Annotated in this window: 13 protein-coding genes; 5 read left to right on the top strand and 8 right to left on the bottom strand. The window is 45.4% G+C overall.

Translation table 11 applies throughout. The annotated features are described in order from the left end of the window. Positions 1-66: 66 nt before the first annotated feature. A complete protein-coding gene (locus tag H8K52_RS00520; RefSeq protein ID WP_186920562.1) occupies positions 67-1,296 on the top strand; it encodes an argininosuccinate synthase in 1,230 nt (409 codons plus the stop codon). Between the two features lie 103 nt (positions 1,297-1,399). Further along, positions 1,400-1,717: a pyrimidine/purine nucleoside phosphorylase gene (gene ppnP / locus H8K52_RS00515; protein ID WP_186920561.1), complete on the top strand. Its 318-nt coding sequence runs from the start codon at positions 1,400-1,402 to the stop codon at positions 1,715-1,717. Here the strand turns inward: ppnP and H8K52_RS00510 are convergent. The 3 genes from H8K52_RS00510 to murB are packed head-to-tail and all read right to left on the bottom strand — an operon-like array spanning position 1,659 to position 7,426. Next, a complete protein-coding gene (locus H8K52_RS00510; protein ID WP_186920560.1) occupies positions 1,659-2,303 on the bottom strand; it encodes a 4'-phosphopantetheinyl transferase superfamily protein in 645 nt (214 codons plus the stop codon). The genes ppnP and H8K52_RS00510 overlap by 59 nt on opposite strands. A 20-nt stretch (positions 2,304-2,323) precedes the next feature. Next, the gene (locus H8K52_RS00505; protein ID WP_186920559.1) at positions 2,324-6,325 is read right to left on the bottom strand and encodes a Pls/PosA family non-ribosomal peptide synthetase; all 4,002 of its coding nucleotides are present in this window, start codon (positions 6,323-6,325) and stop codon (positions 2,324-2,326) included. 60 nt (positions 6,326-6,385) lie between these two features. Then, positions 6,386-7,426, bottom strand: coding sequence for a UDP-N-acetylmuramate dehydrogenase (murB, locus tag H8K52_RS00500; protein WP_186920558.1), 1,041 nt, complete (start codon positions 7,424-7,426; stop codon positions 6,386-6,388). Positions 7,427-7,598: 172 nt separating this feature from the next. On the opposite strand from murB, the gene H8K52_RS00495 reads away from it, so the two are divergent. Both H8K52_RS00495 and H8K52_RS00490 read left to right on the top strand, forming a co-directional pair. Continuing rightward, a complete protein-coding gene (locus tag H8K52_RS00495) occupies positions 7,599-8,090 on the top strand; it encodes a YajQ family cyclic di-GMP-binding protein (RefSeq protein WP_186920557.1) in 492 nt (163 codons plus the stop codon). 73 nt (positions 8,091-8,163) lie between these two features. Next, positions 8,164-8,841, top strand: a complete 678-nt coding sequence (locus H8K52_RS00490; RefSeq protein WP_246464167.1) for a retropepsin-like aspartic protease family protein — start codon at positions 8,164-8,166, stop codon at positions 8,839-8,841. 75 nt (positions 8,842-8,916) lie between these two features. Here the strand turns inward: H8K52_RS00490 and aroG are convergent, their stop codons facing one another. The 5 genes from aroG to H8K52_RS00465 all read right to left on the bottom strand — a co-directional run bounded on the left by aroG (position 8,917) and on the right by H8K52_RS00465 (position 17,871). Continuing rightward, positions 8,917-9,978 (bottom strand): 3-deoxy-7-phosphoheptulonate synthase AroG, encoded by a 1,062-nt coding sequence (gene aroG, locus H8K52_RS00485; protein ID WP_222613634.1) that lies wholly within the window; start codon positions 9,976-9,978, stop codon positions 8,917-8,919. A 385-nt stretch (positions 9,979-10,363) separates the two neighbouring features. Continuing rightward, positions 10,364-11,053 carry a nitroreductase family protein gene (locus H8K52_RS00480; protein ID WP_186920556.1) on the bottom strand — a complete coding sequence of 230 codons (690 nt, stop codon included), beginning with the start codon at positions 11,051-11,053 and terminating at the stop codon, positions 10,364-10,366. A gap of 185 nt (positions 11,054-11,238) precedes the next feature. After that, on the bottom strand, positions 11,239-12,699 hold the full coding sequence (tldD, locus tag H8K52_RS00475; RefSeq protein ID WP_186920555.1) for a metalloprotease TldD: 1,461 nt from the start codon (positions 12,697-12,699) through the stop codon (positions 11,239-11,241). 104 nt (positions 12,700-12,803) lie between these two features. Then, positions 12,804-13,604, bottom strand: a complete 801-nt coding sequence (locus H8K52_RS00470) for a carbon-nitrogen hydrolase family protein (protein WP_186920554.1) — start codon at positions 13,602-13,604, stop codon at positions 12,804-12,806. 10 nt (positions 13,605-13,614) lie between these two features. Then, a complete protein-coding gene (locus H8K52_RS00465) occupies positions 13,615-17,871 on the bottom strand; it encodes a YhdP family protein (RefSeq protein WP_186920553.1) in 4,257 nt (1,418 codons plus the stop codon). A gap of 264 nt (positions 17,872-18,135) precedes the next feature. Between H8K52_RS00465 and glnE the strand changes: the two genes are divergently transcribed. Then, complete coding sequence (gene glnE / locus H8K52_RS00460) at positions 18,136-20,841, top strand: bifunctional [glutamate--ammonia ligase]-adenylyl-L-tyrosine phosphorylase/[glutamate--ammonia-ligase] adenylyltransferase (RefSeq protein ID WP_186920552.1); 2,706 nt, start codon at positions 18,136-18,138, stop codon at positions 20,839-20,841. Positions 20,842-20,932: the final 91 nt, after the last annotated feature.

The following is a 20,932-nucleotide window of genomic DNA, read 5'->3' as shown; positions in this document are numbered from 1 at the left end:
TATTCGTCCTGAATATATAGATTTGAAATTTTTGTTTACATACTTTTAGCAAATAGAAAGCACATTATGAGCGACGTTAGAAAAGTAGTTTTAGCCTACTCCGGCGGTTTGGATACTTCCGTGATTTTGAAATGGTTGCAAGACAACTACCAATGTGAAATCGTCACTTTCACCGCCGACTTAGGTCAAGGTGAAGAACTAGAACCAGCGCGTGCCAAGGCTTTGAAATTTGGCATCAAACCAGAAAACATTTTCATTGATGACGTCCGTGAAGAATTCGTACGTGATTTCGTCTTCCCAATGTTTCGTGCGAACACGGTATATGAAGGTGAATACTTATTAGGCACCTCGATTGCGCGTCCATTGATCGCAAAACGCCTGATCGAAATCGCCAAACAAACTGGCGCCGACACTATCTCGCACGGTGCAACTGGCAAAGGAAATGATCAAGTACGTTTTGAACTCGGTGCTTATGCTTTGATGCCAAACGTCAAAGTGATCGCACCATGGCGCGAATGGGATTTATTGTCCCGTGAAAAACTGATGAAATATGCCGAAGATGCTGGCATCGAAATCGATCAAAAACACAAAAATGGTGGCGCGCCCTACTCTATGGATGCCAATCTTTTACACATCAGTTTTGAAGGCCGCCATTTGGAAAATCCAAGTGCGGAAGCAGAAGAATCCATGTGGCGTTGGACGGTTAGTCCAGAAGCGGCACCAGACCAAGCAGAATACCTCGACATCGAATACGAAAAAGGCGATATCGTGGCTTTGAACGGCGTACGTATGTCGCCAGCAACGGTGCTGACAGAATTGAACCGCCTTGGCGGCAAACATGGCATCGGCCGTTTGGATCTGGTCGAAAACCGTTTCGTCGGTATGAAATCACGTGGCTGTTACGAAACGCCTGGCGGTACGATCATGTTGCGCGCGCATCGTGCGATCGAATCCATCACTTTAGATCGCGAAGTCGCGCATTTAAAAGATGATTTGATGCCTCGTTACGCGAGTTTGATTTATAACGGCTACTGGTGGTCGCCAGAGCGCTTAGCATTGCAAACTTTGATCGATCACACACAACAAAATGTGAATGGCTGGGTACGCGTCAAACTGTACAAAGGCAATGTGATCACGGTGTCTCGCGATTCAAAAACCGACTCATTATTTGACATGAATATCGCGACATTTGATGAAGATGGCGGCGCTTACAATCAAGCCGATGCTGGTGGCTTCATTAAGCTCAATGCTTTGCGTATGCGCATCGCGGCGAATGCGAAATTGAAGCGCGGTTAATTCTCTACGTTCAATTATCTGCAATTAAGCAACAACTAAGCAATAGCCAAATTAGATCGTCTAATTTGGCTATTTTTTCGACTCAAGCTATTTTCAAATCATTATGAGCACACAATTCGATCAAGTCAGCGTCATCAAAAAAGCGAATGTTTATTTCGATGGCAAATGTATTTCTCACACCGTTCTATTCGCCGATGGCAGTAAAAAAACTATCGGTGTGATTTTTCCATCATCCTTAGTTTTCAATACTGGCGCGGCCGAAATCATGGAAATCAATGGCGGTCAATGTCTCATTCGTTTAGCGGGAAATAGCGATTGGCAAAGCTATGGTGCGGGGCAAGAATTTCATGTGCCAGCCAATTCTAGTTTTGAAATTGAGACTTCTGAATTGCTGGATTATGTTTGTCACTTTGTAGCCTAGCAACAGCGGCTATGTAAGTCGTATCCCAACTTACATAGCTAACTTCACAGCGAGTTGAAGACATTTGCTGCTCTAGTTCTTCGCTCCATTCTTGCAAAGTCAGGCCCAGACACTTTAGACGTGCTTCATGGATCGCCCAGGCTTGCAAAAAAACCTGAAACTGTTGGTCAATCCGGCTGGACTCAATCTCACGTGCAGCCGCTTCACCGAGATACAAATTTGCCGTATGTTTCCAGTCGAAGAAGCTGCTCATCTTGACGACGTCAATTCCGATTTGACCTGCACTACTAATCGCTGCCATCGCATATGTATCCTCATGCGTAATTGACAAATAGTAGTTGCGACATTGCGCGCCGACACCAGTTACAGCGTGCGGTGCATGCCCTTTTTCCGTATGCAGATGCACATCACGCTCGCGCAAATTTCTCGCGGCAGCGATCACTTTGATCAATGCCTGCCGAATTTGAACGCGAGCCTCTTCACGCATACTATCTTGTGCAACATCGACACAAATCAAGCACAGATCGTTTTGTCGAAGTTGTTCGCAGGCCAGTTCCAATTGAGTAGGCAAACGACAAATCAACATAACTCGGGCCATCTATTGGATTAAGCAATCGATGCGGGACAACCGCGCCAACTAGAATTTGCTGGGATAAATTCACCCTTCATAACCAGCGTTAAGGCACCGAGTTTCGCATCATCGCCAACCAATGCGCTATACAATACAAAACTGCGCGGACCGAGATATACGCGTTCACCGATCAACACGTGGTCAACTTTCATTACTCGGTCTTCAAACAAATGCGTTTGTGGGCACGCCGCCGCATTGATTTCACTATACTCACCAATCGTCACACAATCAAATTCGGTGATATCGGTCGTATCCAAATACACGCCTTTGCCGATTTTTGCCCCCAATAAATTAAATGCCAATGGCAGCCAAGGTGTTCCTTTCAGATAGCGCATGAAATTTGGCACCGCTATACCTTCATACAAATTGGTAGTCGCTTCAGAAGACCACACGAACCACGTCCACATAGGATGACTGCTTTTCTTGTACCGGCCTATGAATATCCATTTCGCCAAGAAAATAAACACGAAACATCCCGCGCCATATAACAAACCGGAAACAACGAGGTAATTTAGAACTTCAAGCCAGCGTTCTTCTGCAGCCAATGGCATCAGATCAAGCACAATGGTGTAGCCGATCGCAATTACTAATGCGTGTGGAGCAATGATGCGGAAGGCTTCGATTAAGCCGCGTGCGACACGTCGCCATAATGAAGGCTTGAAGGTCAGATTTTCAGCAAAGCCTTTAACTTCTTCGCGTGCAGGCAAATTCATTGCTGGTGAGCCTATCCATGTATCGCCGCTACGCATCGCGGCGTTTGCTGGCGCACTGGTATGAACGCCAATCAAGACGTTTTCAGGGATCACGGTGCCATCAGGGATATATGCACCATTTCCAACAAAACTACGACGCGATACTTCGGTGGCTTGCACCGACATCCAACCTTGATCGATCTCTTCATCTCCCAGCATCACTGCGTCGGCAATGAAACATTCTTCACCCAAAGTCAGCATATCCGGCACCACGCCAAGGGCGGTAGAAACCTCGGCGCCCTTGCCCACTTTCGCGCCGAGCATGCGATACCAAAACGGTGAATAAATCGTCGCGTAGACACCGTGTAAAACATTCAAACTAGATTCCTGAATTTGATTGACCAGCCATTTTCCACAGTACACATTGCTGTGTACGGCATAACGTCCCGGCAGCATTTTCGGTAAAAGTCCCCAACGTATACCTGCCGACAAGATCGCAGTACAAACAATTAACACGCCAGTCGCTGGAAATGCGAAAACGAAATACTCGCTTAACTGTAAGGCCACACTTGCATTCTGCGTATTTGGCAGTAACTCCAAAGTATCTAGCCAATCAATCAAAATGAATGTCGGAAAAACAGGCAAGAAAAACAAAGCAGAAATACTCAGACTTCCTAATACAAAGAATATCGCTTCACCGAACTTCCGGAAACCGCTTACGACTGGGCGCGGTGGTAATGCCTGTGGATCAAACATGCCGACATCGCGCGCTGGAGAACCTTCCCACCTGCGGTGTGCCGGAATTGTCTGCCCATCCACCAGACAAGATTGTCCAGCTAAGTGCGCTTGCTGCTCAATACAGGTGCCGCCTTCAACGACCGCATACGAACCGACGTAGGCATTTGCGCCGATATCAATTCGTCCCAAATGCAGAAAACCTTTTTCTACACGTGCGTTTTCGAAATTACAAGCATTGCCGATGCTGACGCCTTCTTCGATTTTCAATAAATCAGCAGCACGGAGGGTGATAGAGCCGATCAATACGTCATCACCGATTTTTGCACCAAGCGCTCTTAGCCACCAAGTATAAATAGAAGAGCCACCGAGCATATAGGCAGGTGCAGCTTCAATAATTCTATCGACTAGCCACCAACGGAAATAGGTCATACCCCACAGTGGATATTTACCGGCTTTCAAACGCCCAACTATCAGCCACTTCGCCGCAATCGCCACGAAAAATTCGGCAATCGTCACGAGTAAAAAACACGCTAATGAAAGTGCTACAGCACGTGGGATTGAATCTTCACTGTCACCAGTAAAGAAATGATAGGCGAAAAATGGTGTCAACCATTGCAGCATACGGAAAGCAACCAAACAAGGAATCATTGCCGCCTGCGCAAAGCCACAAACCCAGCGTTTAAGCGACGACGGTGGCGTCCATGCTTCGGCGCTCTCAGTTTGATCATTCGCTTTGATCAAACCTTCTTGCATCACGGTAGCGATTTGCCCGACGCGTCGTTGTTGGTAAATATCGCTGATCTTAAAGTACGCAAAACGGGCATCTAAGCGTAAGGTCGACACCAAACGTGCCGCCATTAATGAATGTCCGCCCAGATCAGTAAAGAAATCAGCATCACGACGGATCGTCTGTCCAGGGAAAAGACGCGTTAGAGCTTCGAATAAACAAGTCTCGGCTTCTGTTTCCGGAATATCACTTTCCGATGACGACACTTGCATTACTAACTCTTGTGCTTTTAAAGTCTTTCGATCAATTTTGCCTGAGCTTAGGCGCGGCATTTCATCCAAAAACTCATAACGCGTTGGTACCATGTAAGCCGGTATACTCTGCGTCAAAGCTTGACGTAAGTGACTGGCATTGACCAAGTCAACATCAGCACCTGCTTCGCGAACAATAAAGGCGATCAATTGATCGATGCCCTGCTCTGAACGCAAAATTACGGCGACTGTTCCAACGCCGTTTTGCTTTGCCAATACTGCTTCAATTTCGCCCAACTCAACCCGAAAACCGCGTATCTTGACTTGATCGTCAGCGCGTCCCAGGCATTGCACGGTGCCATCCTCACCTATCTTGGCTAAATCACCCGTACGATAAATACGATCGTTGAGTAAATTGTTTGCCCAAGGGTTTTGTAGAAATTTTTCCGCAGTCAAATCAGGACGACCAAGATAACCCGCCGAAACACCCGGACCAAAAATGCAAAGCTCACCGGTTTCACCACGTTCTAACAAACGCAAACCTTTTTCAACGTCAGCGTCGATAACCAACAAACCATAATTCGGCAAAGGAATACCGATGGTGACTGGTTCACCAGCAAGCAATGGTGCTAGGCTGGCAGAAACCGTAGCTTCGGTTGGCCCATAGGTGTTAAACATCTTGCGCCCGTTCACTGCCCATCGATCTACTAGGCTGGCTGGACACATCTCACCGCCAAGATTAATCAAGCGCAGGCAAGGAACATCAATGCTAAACAATGCCAACAGGGTAGGAACTGCATGCAATACCGTAATTTGATTGGCGATCAAAGCCCGTGGCAATGCATCCGGGTCGAGCGCCACTTCTTTTGGAGCAATCCATAAAGTCGCGCCGACTAAATAACTAATCCAGATTTCTTCAAATGACATGTCGAATGCCACTGAAAAACCTTGATAGACACGATCATCAACATTAATTCCTAAGACGCTATTTTCACTACGTAAGAAGTGACAAATACTGCCTTGATTGATGACGATGCCTTTTGGTTTGCCAGTTGATCCGGAGGTGTAAATGACATACGCTGGGTCATTCACATCGACTACACTGCGCTTACATAATTGAGGATCTGCAGCACGTGACAAATTCGCTGCTGTGAAAATAGGTTTTCCTAATTGCCCAAGCAGAGGCAAGAATTCGTCCGTGGTTAACAAACCGACTGCCTGCGCATCATCCAGGCAAACTTCAATTCTATCGACCGGCACTTCCGCATCAAATGGCAACCAGGCTGCGCCGCTCTTCGCGATACCTGCTTGCATCACCAATAATTCTATCCCGCGCGACAACCACAAACCGACTATGTCGCCTGGCTTCACACCTGCTTTAACAAGATGATGGGCCACCAAATCAGCGCGGGCGCCTAGCTCGGCATAGCTAATCTGTTCAAGCTCACTAGAAAGTGCGATTTTTTCTGGAGATACCTGAATAGTCGCCTCTAGCAACTCTGCTAAACACTCTGCTCTAATTAATTCAGGCAGTACATCACCGTACAAAATATTGCTATCAGAATTCATTCGTTTTTTCTTGGATGGGGAAGGAAGTTGGTTTGAACGACTTTGTTTTTGCTTGATGGTTTATACAAATACAGGTTCCACTTCGAGTCCAACGCCGAATTTTTTCAATACATCGTCTTGAATTTCTTGCGCCAAAGCTCTGACATCGATCCCTGTCGCTCCACCAAGATTAACCAACACTAAGGCCTGCTTTTCGTAGACGCCAACGGTCTTGCAGCGATACCCTTTCCAGCCACATTGTTCGATCAGCCAACCAGCTGCCAACTTAAACTCACCGTTGGTTTGTGGATAGCTAACGCAATTCGGATGTTGTTGAAATATTTGATTCCGTAGTTCAGCTGACACCACAGGATTCTTAAAGAAACTTCCCGCATTACCAATCACTGCTGGATCTGGCAATTTGCTTTGTCGTATCGCAATAATTGCATTGCTGACGTCTATCGGGGTCGGTGCTGTGATATCCCGCTCTAGCAAATATTTCGCCACATCACCGTAGTTTAAGCGTGGCAGCCATTGTTTTGGCAAAGCAAAGCAAACATCGACAATCACAAAACGATTTTGCTCACCACTTTTGAAAATACTATCGCGATAGCCAAAATCACACTCCTGTTTCTGAAAAGTTTTTAACTCACCAGTAACAAAATCAAATGCGGTCAGACTATGAAAACAGTCTTGTATTTCAAGACCGTAAGCGCCAATGTTTTGTATCGGCGACGCACCGACAGTGCCTGGAATTAAGGAGAGATTTTCCAAGCCGCCATAGCCTTGCTCTAGTGTCCATTGGACAAAGGCATGCCAATTTTCGCCAGCACCAGAGCGGACGATGAAATGATCACTCGTTTCACCGACCAATTCGCGTCCCATGATTGCCATTTGGATGACCAAATGCGGCAAATGATCGGACAGAATGACGTTACTACCTCCGCCGAGAACTAATCGTGGCAATGTCGCCAGTTCAACATCCGCTACAATGTGCGCCCGTAATGCTTGCAGTTGAGTCAGATTGTCAATTCGCAAAAATCGATGGGCATTCGCTTTAATGCCAAAGCTATTTAAGCTTTGTAGCGAGACGTCTTGCTGTAGTATTAATTCAGGTTTCATAGAGACAAGATTATAGTCGGGAATAGGCGAATTCCCTTCCGCTTTGGGCCAAATTGCCTATAAAGTTGCTCTAAGTTTTTGTTAAAATAGCGCCACTGCGTGAAATCTTGTTTTTTTCCAATTTTTCACTAACCCCACATTTCTACTTCAAATTTTTCTATTAGGAAAACGCATGCCATCATTCGATACAGTCTCAGAAGCCAATATGGAAGAAGTCAAAAACGCCATTGCACAAATTAACAAGGTGGTGACGAATCGTTTTGACTTAAAAGGCACAAGCGCAAAGGTTGAACTTAAAGACAAAGAGCGTGAAATTACTATTTTTGGCGACAGCGAATTTCACCTCGACCAGATTATGGTGGAAGTGACACAAACCATGGGAAAACGCAATGTCGATGTACGCTTTTTAGACATCGGTAAGGTCGATAAAATCGGTGGCGATAAAGTAAAACAAGTCATTAAGGTCAAAAACGGCATCCAAACCGAAGATGCGAAAAAAATCGTAAAAGTGATCAAAGACAGCAAAATGAAAGTACAGGCGAGCATACAAGGCGATGCGGTACGTGTGACTGGTGCTAAGCGCGATGATTTGCAAGCGGCGATGGCGATGCTACGTAAAGAGATCAAAGATTTACCTCTGGAATTTAACAACTTCCGAGATTAATTTTAAACGAGTAGACACAATCAATTACCTAAACACAATTGCCATCAGCGACTCAAAAATTGGGACTCAAACGATGAATTCAAAGTTTCTCAAAACGATGTCGCTGGTCAAGATCGCCGCTCTCACCAGCATCATAATCGCCGGGGCGACACTAGTACCCAACTTTGCACATGCCAACGAATTTAGCCTAGTCGCATTAAGCAATGGGAAAGCGATGTTGGTGATCGACGATAAAGCACCAAAAATGTTTGTAGTGGGCGCCTCAATCGTACCAGGAGCAAAATTGATTGCCATCAGCACCAATAGCGCAACAATCGAGCAAGATGGGAAACGCCAAACCTTATTTTTAGGACATGCGGTTCTCAAGAATGACCCCACAAAAAGCTCTAGTATCACTTTGCAAGCGAGTGAAAACGGTCATTTTTTCACTGACGGAAAAATTAATGGCGGTAGCAATCTCAGGATGATGGTGGACACAGGCGCGAGTTTTGTCGCCATATCAGCAAGCGATGCAATCAAGCTGGGTATTGACTATAAAAGAGGACGGCCGTCTCGAGTCAGCACAGCAAACGGCATCATTTCAACCTATATTGTCAGACTCGATTCACTCAAGGTTGGTGACATCGAATTATTTCAAGTCGATGCCTCTGTGCAGGAAAATGAATTAGGCATTTGCCTACTTGGTATGTCTTTTCTTAAACGGGTTAGTATGCTGAGAGAAGGTCAGCAAATGATTCTGACGAAAAAATGATAAGCGATCACACGCCATCCTCCACTTCAAGCGCAATAGCGATTATTTGCTGAAGTGGAGTGTTTCACAATGACTTTATTCCGCAACTTTCAAACGACGTTGTTTCACAGCATCCGCGAGTGCTTGTAGACTCGTCACACTATCAGTCCAGTCAATACAACCATCGGTAATCGATTGGCCATAAACTAGCTCTTTACCCGCAACTAAATCTTGGCGACCTGCGACCAAATTGGATTCAATCATGACGCCGACGATTCTATCGTCACCAGCAGCAATTTGACTCGCGATATCTGCGCAGACTGGAATTTGATTCAATGGATTTTTTGAGCTATTCGCATGGGATGCGTCAATCATGATGCGTGGTTGCAAACCATTCGCAGCGATGTCTTTCGCGGCGGCGTCAACGCTAGCTGCATCATAATTTGGTGTCTTGCCGCCACGTAAAATAATGTGGCAATCTTCGTTTCCATTCGTGGACACAATCGCCGAGTGTCCACCTTTGGTGACGGATAAAAAGTGATGTGGTTGAGAGGATGCTTTGATTGCATCGACCGCGATTTTGACATTACCGTCTGTGCCGTTTTTGAATCCAACTGGGCATGACAAACCAGATGCCAATTCGCGATGCACTTGCGACTCGGTTGTACGCGCACCAATCGCGCCCCAGCTAATTAAATCGGCGATGTATTGAGGGCTAATCATATCCAAATACTCGGTGCCAGCTGGCAAACCTAGTTCGTTAATGTTCAACAATAATTCACGCGCGATGCGCAAACCATCATTGATGCGGAAACTATTGTCCATATACGGATCATTAATCAAACCTTTCCAACCAACTGTGGTACGTGGTTTTTCGAAGTAAACACGCATCACGATTTCTAATTCGCCAGCAAATTTCACACGTGCTTCCGCTAGTTTTTTTGCATATTCCAAGGTTGCCTTGGTATCGTGTATCGAACACGGACCAATGACGACCATGATTCTGTCATCTTTAGCTTGCAAAATATTATGTAAGGCTGTGCGTGCATTAGCAGTGACTTCTGAAGCTTTATCAGAGCATGCAAATTCGCGGATCAAATGCGAAGGTGGAAGCAGCTCTTTCATTTCCCGAATACGTAGATCGTCTGTGCGTTGCATAATGTTTTCCTGAAGTTTCAATGAGATAAAAAAATGTTTAAAAATCGAGTTTGATCTACTTTCCAATCCCATGCCCTCAAAATTCTCGGGCAAAAAAAAACCGCCAAGACTGGCGGTTTTTTGGATCGGTTGGGTTCTCTGTACGTCAATTTTGCTTCTACGTGAACTTACCGCTTCTCCACCGCCTTAGGGTTGGAATAGCTAAAGTAAAAGTGAAAGTAAAATCGTGCAAAATTCATGAAAACCTCGTGATCGAATGGGACGACTATAACAACATCAGCACGCAATTGGCAAGCAATTTATCTAATCTGCGCGTAATTTTCCAAATACCTTGAGCTAACACAGGCGTTACGACATAAGCTTATATCGATAAACTCATAAGCATTTATAAAAAACTAGCGATCTCACTCAAAGGCTTCTTGCGGATATTTGGCACCATACAATGATCAGCTGGGTGACCAACCACCAACAAGATGTAAGGTTTCTCATTGTCAGGGCGATCTAATAATTCATTCAAGAACCCCATCGGGCTTGGCGTGTGTGTCAGCGTCGCTAAGCCAGCGTGATGCAATGCTGCGATCAGAAAACCCGTCGCGATTGACACTGATTCCGGCACATAGTAATTCTTAACTGCAGTGCCATCATCCATCAACGTGCTTTTTTGGCCGAAGATCGCAATTAAGTAAGGTGCGTCTTCTAGGAAAGGCTTATTCGAATCCGTACCTAATGGCGCCAAGGCATCTTTCCATTCTTGCGGCGCACGGCGTTCGTAAAATTCACGCTCTTCGATTTCGGCTTCAACGCGGATGCGATGCTTTAATTCTTTATCGCTAACAACGGCAAAATGCCAAGGTTGATGATTAGCACCAGACGGTGCTGTCCCCGCAGCAAGGAGGCATTGCTCTATCACTTTACGAGACACTGGCTCAGATGAGAATTCACGGATCGTTTTACGGCGAGACAACTCCTCATAAAATTCTTTAGCGCGCGTTTCCATTTCACTTTCTGGATAGGCGCGATAAGTGCTCAGAGGAATAAATTGGGGAGAACCTTGATTGAAGGAAAGTTTAGACATCCTGATCCTTTCGTAGAAAAATCACACTGTAATCAGTATGAGCAATCTACTCAAGAACCCAAGTGATATTCAATACAAGTCGCAAAAATAAAGGTTTTTTAGCAATGATTCAACGGCAAAAATATGTATAGACAATACGAACTTTTGCCGTCGATTTTTTGTATAACTCTTAAATAGGATAAGCGTTAAGCTGTACCGCCAACAACCAAGCCATCAATGCGCAGAGTCGGCTGACCAACACCCACTGGCACGCTTTGCCCTTCTTTGCCACACACACCGACACCGGAATCTAAACGCATATCATTGCCTATCATGGATACACGATTTAATACGTCTGGACCGTTACCAATCAGCGTTGCGCCTTTTACTGGATAGGTCACTTTTCCGTCTTCGATCATATAAGCTTCACTCGCTGAAAAGACGAATTTACCGTTCGTGATATCGACCTGACCACCACCGAAATTTACCGCGTATAAACCATTTTTCACCGACGCTATAATCTCGGCGGGATCTTTATCGCCACCCAACATATAGGTATTGGTCATACGTGGCATAGGCAAGTGAGCAAAAGATTCACGACGAGCATTGCCCGTCACAGGCATCTTCATCAAGCGCGCATTCATCGTGTCTTGTATATAGCCTTTCAGGATGCCGTCTTCAATCAACGTCGTGCATTGTGTAGGATTGCCTTCATCATCGATATTTAAAGAGCCACGACGATTCTCTAAGGTGCCATCATCCACCACCGTTACGCCTTTGGCGGCAACGCGATCGCCAATGCGACCGGCGAAAGTGCTTGAACCTTTACGGTTAAAGTCCCCTTCTAGACCATGGCCTATTGCTTCATGCAATAACACGCCGGGCCAACCAGAGCCAAGTACCACTGTCATCGGTCCTGCTGGTGCTGGACGGGCATCGAGATTCACCAAGGCAGAATGCACAGCATCTTCGGCGTATTGCTCAAGGATCGCATCGTTAAAGTACGAGAAGTTATAACGACCACCGCCGCCGCTAGAACCAGTCTCACGCCGCCCGTTTTGTTCAGCGATCACAGTTAACGACATCCTGACTAAAGGACGTACATCTGCAGCTATTACACCATCACTGCGCGCCACCAAAATCACATCATACTCACCCGCCAGACTCGCCATTACTTGCACAATTCGCGGATCTTTTGCCCGCGCTATTTTCTCTATGCGTTCTAGAAGAGCTACTTTCTGTGTTGCATCTAAAGAGGACAATGGGTCATCTTGCAAAAACAAACTATGGCCTTGTATGCCACGCATCGACGAAGCGACTTGTATCTTACCGGCCCCTGCTCGGGCGATCGTTCGAGTTGCAGCCGCGGCCTCAAGCAAGGCATGCTCGGAAATTTCATCCGAGTAGGAAAATGCAGTCTTATCGCCAGACACGGCGCGCACACCAACACCTTGATCTATCGAAAAACTACCTGTCTTAACGATACCTTCTTCCAGACTCCAGCCTTCACTTTTGGTGAACTGAAAATATAAATCCGCATAATCAATCTTATGCGTGAACATAGTTTTTAATGCTGAAGCCAATTTTGCTTCATCCAGCCCAAAAGGGGTCAGCAAAATATCCCGAGCAATGGCAAGGTGTTTTAGATTTGAATCAAATGGTGTCATAGTGTTTTATCTGTTTGGTTGCCAAAGTAAGGCTTAATGCTGGTATTGTAGAGCATTTCATTCCGACTCTGTGCATAGGCTTCTTTACTGAGGAAGAAGGTTGACTAACATGCCAAGCGACGATGTTTTAAGGCGGGCAAGTTAGCGCGAATCGTGTGCATAGCCGCCAGATCCAGATCAGCAATCACCACGCCCTCACCGTCATCTAAACGACTGACAACTTTGCCCCAAGGATCAATGATCATACTGTGCCCCCAGGTCCGGCGACCACTGTCGTGTGTTCCGCCTTGCGCTGATGCCAATACATAACATTGATTTTCAATGGCGCGTGCGCGTAACAAAACTTCCCAATGCGCTTGCCCTGTGGTGTAAGTGAACGCCGCAGGCAGTACGATCAAACTACACGGTCCCATTTGGCGAAATAATTCGGGAAATCGCAAATCGTAACAAATCCCCAAACCTATACGGCCGATTTCAGTATCAAAGCTAACGACCTGATTTCCCTCTTGTATCGTATTTGATTCTTGGTAGCTTTCATCGCCATGACTAAATCCAAATAAATGAATCTTATCGTAACGACTTATTTGTTTGCCGTTTTCATCAAACACTAAACAAGCATTAAATATCTTGTGTTCGTCATTGGACGCCAAAGGTATCGTACCCCCGATGATTTTCATCTGTAACTCTTGAGCCGTTTGCGCCAAAAAAGTTTGCAATACGCCACTGGTTGGCTGTTCAGCATAAGCAATCTTATCCGTATCACGCAAGCCCATGATCGACCAATATTCTGGCAGCACTGCCAACTCGGCACCCAATGATTTCGCTTGTTGCAGCAAGCGCTTCGCGGTTTGGATATTGGTGTCTGGATTGGACACTGACACCATTTGTATTGCTGCGACTTTCATCAACGAATCCTTATTTTGTTTCGACTTTAGCTTTGTTTTGCTCGGCTTTTTGTTTATCTAATATTTGCTGGCGTTCTTTGTTTTCAATTTTCGACACGATGGGATTCGCCCAGGGTCCGGTGATTTGATATTCGTAAGTAAAGGCTCGTCTCAGTGGATCTCTAAAAAACAATTGTGCCAAAAATGTACCTAAGCCGATAACCGGATTCACCGCTAAAGCATACACAACGGAAGCGGCGCCAGCATTCAAGTCGGGAATCACGGCAACATGGATATCCTGCGATTCCTTCGCGATGTCTGCATTCCCCTCCATCAGCACCGCCACATTCACACTACTCATTTTTAAGTTATCAGTGGATGCAATGCCATGCTGAATCTTCGCAGTACCCACAATACTATCAAAGGCAAATCCTTCAGAAAACACATCACGAAAATCTAAGGTAAAACGTCTAGGCAAGGACTGCATACTCAAAACACCTAACAACTTGGAGGCGCCTGGATCGACCTTTAAAAACTGCCCAGCTGCCAACTTCAGCTGTAGCTGCCCATTCAAACTAGGAAGATCAATATCAAATGGCAGCCCAGTCCATTGCGCATCGCCTTCAAGCTTGCCTTTGCCACCACGCAAAACATCTGGAAAATGTAAACGATCAAGTAATTGGCCTGAATTTTCAATATCTAAAACATACTGTAGTGTCGTTTGCGATCCACCACCACGAGCAACCCATTTACCAGTCGCACTCAATTGGGCATCCTCATTATTCAATTTCAATTTATTGATAGTCCATTCACGACCTTGAGCCGCTAGTGAATTGCTCGCATTTAATTCCAAACGCCCGAGCTTTTTATCAAACAACTCAAAATTATCAACCTGAATATCTAAACCTGGAATTTGCCTTGTCGTGTTTTTCGCTTCCAGTAAATCACCAACATCAGATGCCGCTGATTTCGGGATCATCAAGCGGCTCAATCGTGCCGAAATTTGCCCACCGGATTCTTGATTACCAAGACCATTCCAAGATATGAATCCTGAGGCTTGTTTAGAATCCAAATTGGCCTGCCATAGCCCAGCTTGATGTGAGGCACCTAAGACAATTTGATCTAGTTTTTTACCAAATAAGTAAATTTCATCTGTTACCAAAGAAAAACTATTCGGTTCTGTATATTGTGCAAACTCATGCTTGGTATTTGAATTCGGTGACGACACCACTGGTGTTGACATCACAGACTCTGAAATGGGCTCTTGTTCACTTAAAAACCGACGCCATTCATCCACATTAAACGATTTCGTTTGAATCTGAAAAGACAAACCGGTATCAGGTAATTGCGCAGCAGTATTGACTGCCACACCTCCGCGCAATACCTGCCATTTAGCATTCGCATCAATACTTTTTTTGCGTTGATAGTGCGCATGCAAACGATTACCAACACTCAGTTTAATTTGGTCTCCCAATTCATTGATCTGATTACTAGCCTCGCTATTCATTTCAAAACGAAGTGGTGTTGTTTCCGACGCGGTCTTGGTCAAGGGTGCAGGCAAATTCCATGCTAAACCCTGCAAATCAGATTCAATTAATAAATCCGTTTGACGTCGCTTTACATTAATCAACGTACTGTATTGGGTCTCACCACGCAAGGATTGCAGGAACCTACTGAGTTCAAGATTAGCAAAATGTTTTTGGATGCCTATTGCACTTGCTTGTCCTTCGATTTTAATTTTTATTGCGCCATCTTTTTGAGAGCCGCCACTTGCCTGCGCCGCACCGCCTAACAAATTTCCTCTAACAGAATTTAAATTGACACCTCGTTCATTAAATTCGACTTTTCCAATGAGACCCGTAATTTGCGGCAGGTCCGGCTGCAGATTGGTTTCAACAGCGTTTAATTGGAGTACACCATTTACTTTCGACGTATCAATTTCATTCAATGGTAGTTCTAACTTTAGATTCAACTGGGCATTGCCGGCTGCAGTGGTGTCGTGTAAAAATTTACCGATCCAGTCATCTACTGGGCTGGCTTTAACATAATTCACCATCGCCTGTAGATTCCCTGCTGCCAAACCGTCAATCAATAGCACTGGATGATGATCTAGTAGATCTGGAATAACAGCTCGGACTTTTTTCAACGGCACCATATTCGTACTTGCGGTATCGCCACGAATTTCCATGCGTCCGCGTTCAAATATAAAACTGCCTTTGATACTGTCAACTACCGGCCAAAAAGGTGACACACCATCTTTCGCGAAAAAGCCCGGTAGGAAGTTCAATTTACCATTCTGCAGATTTCCTTTGACTAAAAATTCACCTTGTTTTGAACCTGAATTTTGTTTTTGCTCGAATGGAAAATCCGCCAATGCTCCTTTCAGTCGAAATACCACATCATTCGCTTTGCCATCTAACAACGCCGTGCTCAGCCATACACGTAAATGTTCTGGTGTTTCCGAGGGCACATAACGTGTAATTGTTTTGAGATCAAAACCCTGCAAACGCCCACTCAGATCAACTTCGCCCAAATCAGTATGCCGCATTGAAAGACTATGTTTGCCACTCAAAGAGCCAATTGCACCGTCCTGCTCAAAGTCCATATTTTGAATTTGAAATTGTAAACGGTCGTCCTCTTGAAACTGCCAACGTGCCTGCATCTTTAGGCGTTTGAACGGCATCAATGGATCGACGAAATAAGTCGGCAATTGCAATAGCAAATCAGTTGAGTCCAACGTAAAACTACCACCTTTATCGTTGGCATCAATTGAGCCAGATAAATTATCAAAACCGGGTATCGCTGGCACTGCCGCCTTGGCTGGCGTTTTGCCTGAACGAGGACGCGCCAATTGTGCCTTCAATGCTTGCATCTCTAAATTATTGAACTGCCCCTTGATGCTATAACTCGAAATCTCAGGAAAACTCCCTTGCCAGCGAGCGGTGAAATCTTTCAGTATGCCTTTCGGCGCGACGTTAATTAGTAATCGCCTCTGATCAGCTGGAATTGGCAAATGCTCAGCAAAATTAGCGAGCGAATGCAAATCTAATGATTGCGCATAGACCTCGACTTTTTCTCCTTGACCATTTTCACCTGGAGTAAAAGTTTCCTTTAGTGTGGTCGCTGGCAAAATTAACCCATCTCTGGTTTGCATAGAGAAGTTTACTAAGGCCAAACTATGTGCTTCTTGCCCCGGCAACAAAGATAAATATTGTCGATTTGCGCGTACTTTTTCAGACGCAATGACGCGCCCACTCACTTGCGCCATGTCCAACACCGGAAGGTCTTTTCGAAACTTGCCCAGCACATCTCGCAATTGCACATCCGCAGTAAAGTCTGCTAGACGGCCATGTTCTAGTTTCAACCATGAGCGTACGCTGCCTAAGCCTTTATCCAGACTAAAAGGAAATGGGAAGTATTGATGAATTGCCGGTAAATCTGCTTGCTGCAAATCTGAGTACAATTCCCCTGACCAAGTCGAGAGATCAGATTTCTTACGCGCAAAGACAGCCTGTTGAAACTTCCCACGCACATCAATTGGCGCCGCCAAATCCGAAGGTGGTATTGCATGCAAAGCAAATTGATGTTGACGCCAATGATTGGTCAATAGGAAATTGACCGACTTCAAGTGTAATACCGGCTGTGCACGTGCTTGATCGTCCCAGCTCACCTGCCCTTGTCGTATGCTGATTTCATGTTGCGCCAAAATCCAATTCAATCCGCGATCATCGTTCACGCTCTTGGTATCCCATTGCAATGGAAAGCCAGCGACATCAATGATACCGAGTGGATTGCGACGAACTTGCAGAGTTGGCCGCACTAATTCTATGTTTGAAAAACGTACCTCCAAAACTGCCAAGGACCACCATGACAATGTGGTATTAATCTCCGGCAGTTGTAAAACAGGTTTGGCATTCAAATCATGAATGACGACATTACGTAATGCGATCCGTGGACTAAAACCCTGCCAACTAGCATCGAGGCTCGTAATTTTTACCCGCCGACCGATTTTTTCGCTAGCGACTTGTTCAATCTCTTGTTTATAGTTTGAAACATTTGGTAATACCACGTAACGCAAACACAGAAAAAGTGCGGCAAAAATGAAGTAACAAACCAGTAAAAACTGCAAACTGAAGCGCAAAGTTCTGCGTAAGCCACGCCCACCTTGAAAAGCGGCTAACACGCAGACGCGCCGCCCGCTGTACAAGGCTTTACGCCAACCGTGAAGACCTTGTGCAGCCTGATCGTGCACAGAGTTTGTCTGATTCGAGGAATTTTCCACTGTCACCGTGGATATATAGAAATTGGCGCTTCGCCAAGATGAGGGGGAACGCGCTCTAACGCTTGTCCTAACGCCTGTAAAAATAAACCTGCGAACAACAACATACTCCCCCGATTCACTTCAAAAAAATCAAATATTTTGACAACTAGGCACAAAATATACCGTGACTAAGGATAATTTCAAAGCGTATTTGTGTTTTTTCAAATAAGCTTACGATGCTTTACAGCAAAATCAACGATACCAACTCTAGTCTATTAAAAACATCTGCTCATGAATACTCGCCTTCAAACTTCACGCTTCGTCACACGCTGGCTCAATGCCAAAGATAGCAGATCACAAGAACTTGAGAAATTATCGCTATTATCCCTGAGCAAAGCGAATTTTGCTGAGATTTTGCAAGCGGAGATGGCTCAAGGTGCGTCAAACTTGGCAGCAATGCGACGGCTACGAAATCTACTACTTGCTTGCTTGATTAAGCGAGACCTGAATGGTGCTGCGGATTTACATGAAGTGATCACCACGATTAGTGATTTTGCCGACTTTGTGATTCAAACGCATTTGCAACATTTGATGCAAGACATGCTGGACAACCATGGACAACCGATCGGTGAAGACTCTGGCGAAGCACAAGAGTTGATCGTGTTAGGCATGGGTAAGTTAGGCGGCCATGAATTGAATGTCTCTTCCGATATTGATTTAATCTTTTGTTATAACGAAGATGGCGAAACACAGGCATCGGGCAATCAACGTAGTTTATCCAATCACGAGTTTTTTAGCCGGCTTGGTAAAAAATTGATCGCAGCCATATCCGAGATTACCGAGGACGGCTTTTCATTCCGAGTCGACATGGCGCTACGTCCAAACGGCAACTCAGGACCACTGGTCGCCAGTTTTGGCATGGTAGAAGACTACTTCTTGGTACAAGGACGGGAATGGGAACGTTATGCCTGGGTAAAAGCACGTGCCATCACTGGAAAACCGGAACACATAGCTATTCTAGAAAAAATTATTTTCCCCTTCGTCTATCGCCGGTATCTCGACTATGGAGTGATCGATTCCTTACGCAATATGCACCATCAAATTCGCGCCGAAGTCATACGTCAGGAGACTCGCCATCCTGATCGTGGCATTAACGTTAAGTTGGGTCGTGGTGGCATCCGTGAAGTTGAATTCTTAGCACAGGTATTCCAACTTATTCGTGGCGGACGTGAAGCTGTCTTGCGTGATCGTTCCACCCGCAACACCCTACTCACCTTAGCAGACAAAGGAATCCTCGAGCAGCAAGTCATCGATCAATTGATGTCTGCCTATGCTTTTTTACGGAATGTCGAACATCGTTTGCAATATCTGGATGATGCACAGACCCATGTTTTTCCAGCTAATATTGATGATCAACACTTGGTCGCACAAATGATGGGCTATGAGGACGTGGTCGCTTTAAATACTGTTTTGATTCCACATATGCAGTTCGTGGCAGAACAATTTGACGCAATTTTCAAAGATAAATCAGAACAAGAAGATGAAGTCCTCAACACCACGACGATGTCGGCGTCCGATGCGAATGAAACCATCATCGCTCACCTGCAAAGTCTAGGTTTTCACGACATCCCTGAGGTCGCACAACGATTAGGTAGCCTATGGCAATCGAGCAAAATACAAACATTGCCAGAAGCTAGCCAACAAAAGCTGGCGGCCTTAATTCATAGCGCATTAAAAACCATTTCCCAATTTGCCGAAGGTCAGGCGACAACTGTCCACCGCTTGTTAGATTTCATGGAGCATATTGCGCGACGCACTGCCTATTTGTCTTTGCTTAGCGAATTCCCCCACGCACTGCAACGTGTGATTCGCATGATGAGTGCCAGTGACTGGGCCGCAAAATTTCTCAGTCGTCATCCCATACTGTTAGATGAACTATTGGATGAATCGGTTTTACATCAAGCTCCTGACTGGAATGATTTCAGCGCTGAACTTAGGTCCAAGATGCAAGAGCAAGTGGGCGATGTTGAGGCCCAATTAGATAGCTTGCGGGAATTGCACCATGCCTTACTTTTTCGCTTGCTAGCGCAAGACTTAGAAGGGAAAGTCACAGTTGAACATCTTGCTGACTCCTTATCCAGACTTGCCGATGTGATGGTTGAAGCCGTCGTTCAAGCTGCCTGGAAAACCATTGCAAGCAGACATTGTGATGTCCCGAAATTTGCCGTGATCGCCTACGGCAAACTCGGAGGCAAAGAGCTCAGTTACGCCTCTGATTTGGATTTAATTTTCTTATACGACGATGAGGATCAGGACGCGCCAGCGTCGTATGCAAAATTAGCGCAAAGATTCATCACATGGATGACAACCCATACGTCGTCTGGAATTTTATTTGATATCGATATCGCATTACGCCCTGATGGTGCCAGTGGCTTAATGGTGTCCTCAGTCAAGGCCTTCGAACGGTATCAAGAAAAATCCGCTTGGTTGTGGGAACATCAAGCTCTGACCAGAGCACGATTCTGTGCGGGCGACACAAACATCGGAGCAAGTTTTGAAACAATACGTGAACGCGTGCTACGTCTAGAGCGAGATCAGGTTCAACTCAAAACCGAAGTCATCAATATGCGCAAAAAAATGCGTGAAGCCAACGTTAACCGCAGTGAATTATTTGATTTAAAACACGATCACGGTGGCATGATTGATATTGAATTTATGGTTCAATATTTAGTTTTGCGGTACTCCAACTTACACCCAGAACTCACCGGTAATATTGGCAATATCGCTTTACTCAAACTGTGCGGAAGCTTAGGTTTAATTGATGTGCAACTGGCAAATCAGGCCGCGGATAGCTATCGCTTACTACGAAAATATCAACACAATATTCGCCTGCAAGGCGAAGAACGGGCGCGCGTGCAGCGAGAGAAAGTGCAAAACGCCGTTGAAAGTAGTGAACGCTTGTGGGATAGCATATTTAACGTCTCAACTCAGCAATAAAGTTCGACTTTAGAGACGTAAAAAAAGCTTTGCAACCGCAAAGCTTTTTTTTCGTCAACTATCTAACTAAGCAGAAATTAAGCAGAAATGC

The sequence above is a fragment of the Affinundibacterium seohonense genome (assembly GCF_014284305.1).
Taxonomy (GTDB): domain Bacteria; phylum Pseudomonadota; class Gammaproteobacteria; order Burkholderiales; family Burkholderiaceae_D; genus Undibacterium; species Undibacterium seohonense.
Note: the sequence above shows the minus strand (reverse complement) of the source record. Positions and strands in the feature narration are given on the sequence as shown.

What these genes read in the sequence shown, in the direction of transcription:
- H8K52_RS00520 (WP_186920562.1), top strand. Translation starts at nt 67, where the DNA reads ATGAGCGACGTTAGAAAAGTAGTTTTAGCCTACTCCGGCGGTTTGGAT.
- ppnP (WP_186920561.1), top strand. Translation starts at nt 1,400, where the DNA reads ATGAGCACACAATTCGATCAAGTCAGCGTCATCAAAAAAGCGAATGTT.
- H8K52_RS00510 (WP_186920560.1), bottom strand. Translation starts at nt 2,303, where the DNA reads ATGTTGATTTGTCGTTTGCCTACTCAATTGGAACTGGCCTGCGAACAA.
- H8K52_RS00505 (WP_186920559.1), bottom strand. Translation starts at nt 6,325, where the DNA reads ATGAATTCTGATAGCAATATTTTGTACGGTGATGTACTGCCTGAATTA.
- murB (WP_186920558.1), bottom strand. Translation starts at nt 7,426, where the DNA reads ATGAAACCTGAATTAATACTACAGCAAGACGTCTCGCTACAAAGCTTA.
- H8K52_RS00495 (WP_186920557.1), top strand. Translation starts at nt 7,599, where the DNA reads ATGCCATCATTCGATACAGTCTCAGAAGCCAATATGGAAGAAGTCAAA.
- H8K52_RS00490 (WP_246464167.1), top strand. Translation starts at nt 8,164, where the DNA reads ATGAATTCAAAGTTTCTCAAAACGATGTCGCTGGTCAAGATCGCCGCT.
- aroG (WP_222613634.1), bottom strand. Translation starts at nt 9,978, where the DNA reads ATGCAACGCACAGACGATCTACGTATTCGGGAAATGAAAGAGCTGCTT.
- H8K52_RS00480 (WP_186920556.1), bottom strand. Translation starts at nt 11,053, where the DNA reads ATGTCTAAACTTTCCTTCAATCAAGGTTCTCCCCAATTTATTCCTCTG.
- tldD (WP_186920555.1), bottom strand. Translation starts at nt 12,699, where the DNA reads ATGACACCATTTGATTCAAATCTAAAACACCTTGCCATTGCTCGGGAT.
- H8K52_RS00470 (WP_186920554.1), bottom strand. Translation starts at nt 13,604, where the DNA reads ATGAAAGTCGCAGCAATACAAATGGTGTCAGTGTCCAATCCAGACACC.
- glnE (WP_186920552.1), top strand. Translation starts at nt 18,136, where the DNA reads ATGAATACTCGCCTTCAAACTTCACGCTTCGTCACACGCTGGCTCAAT.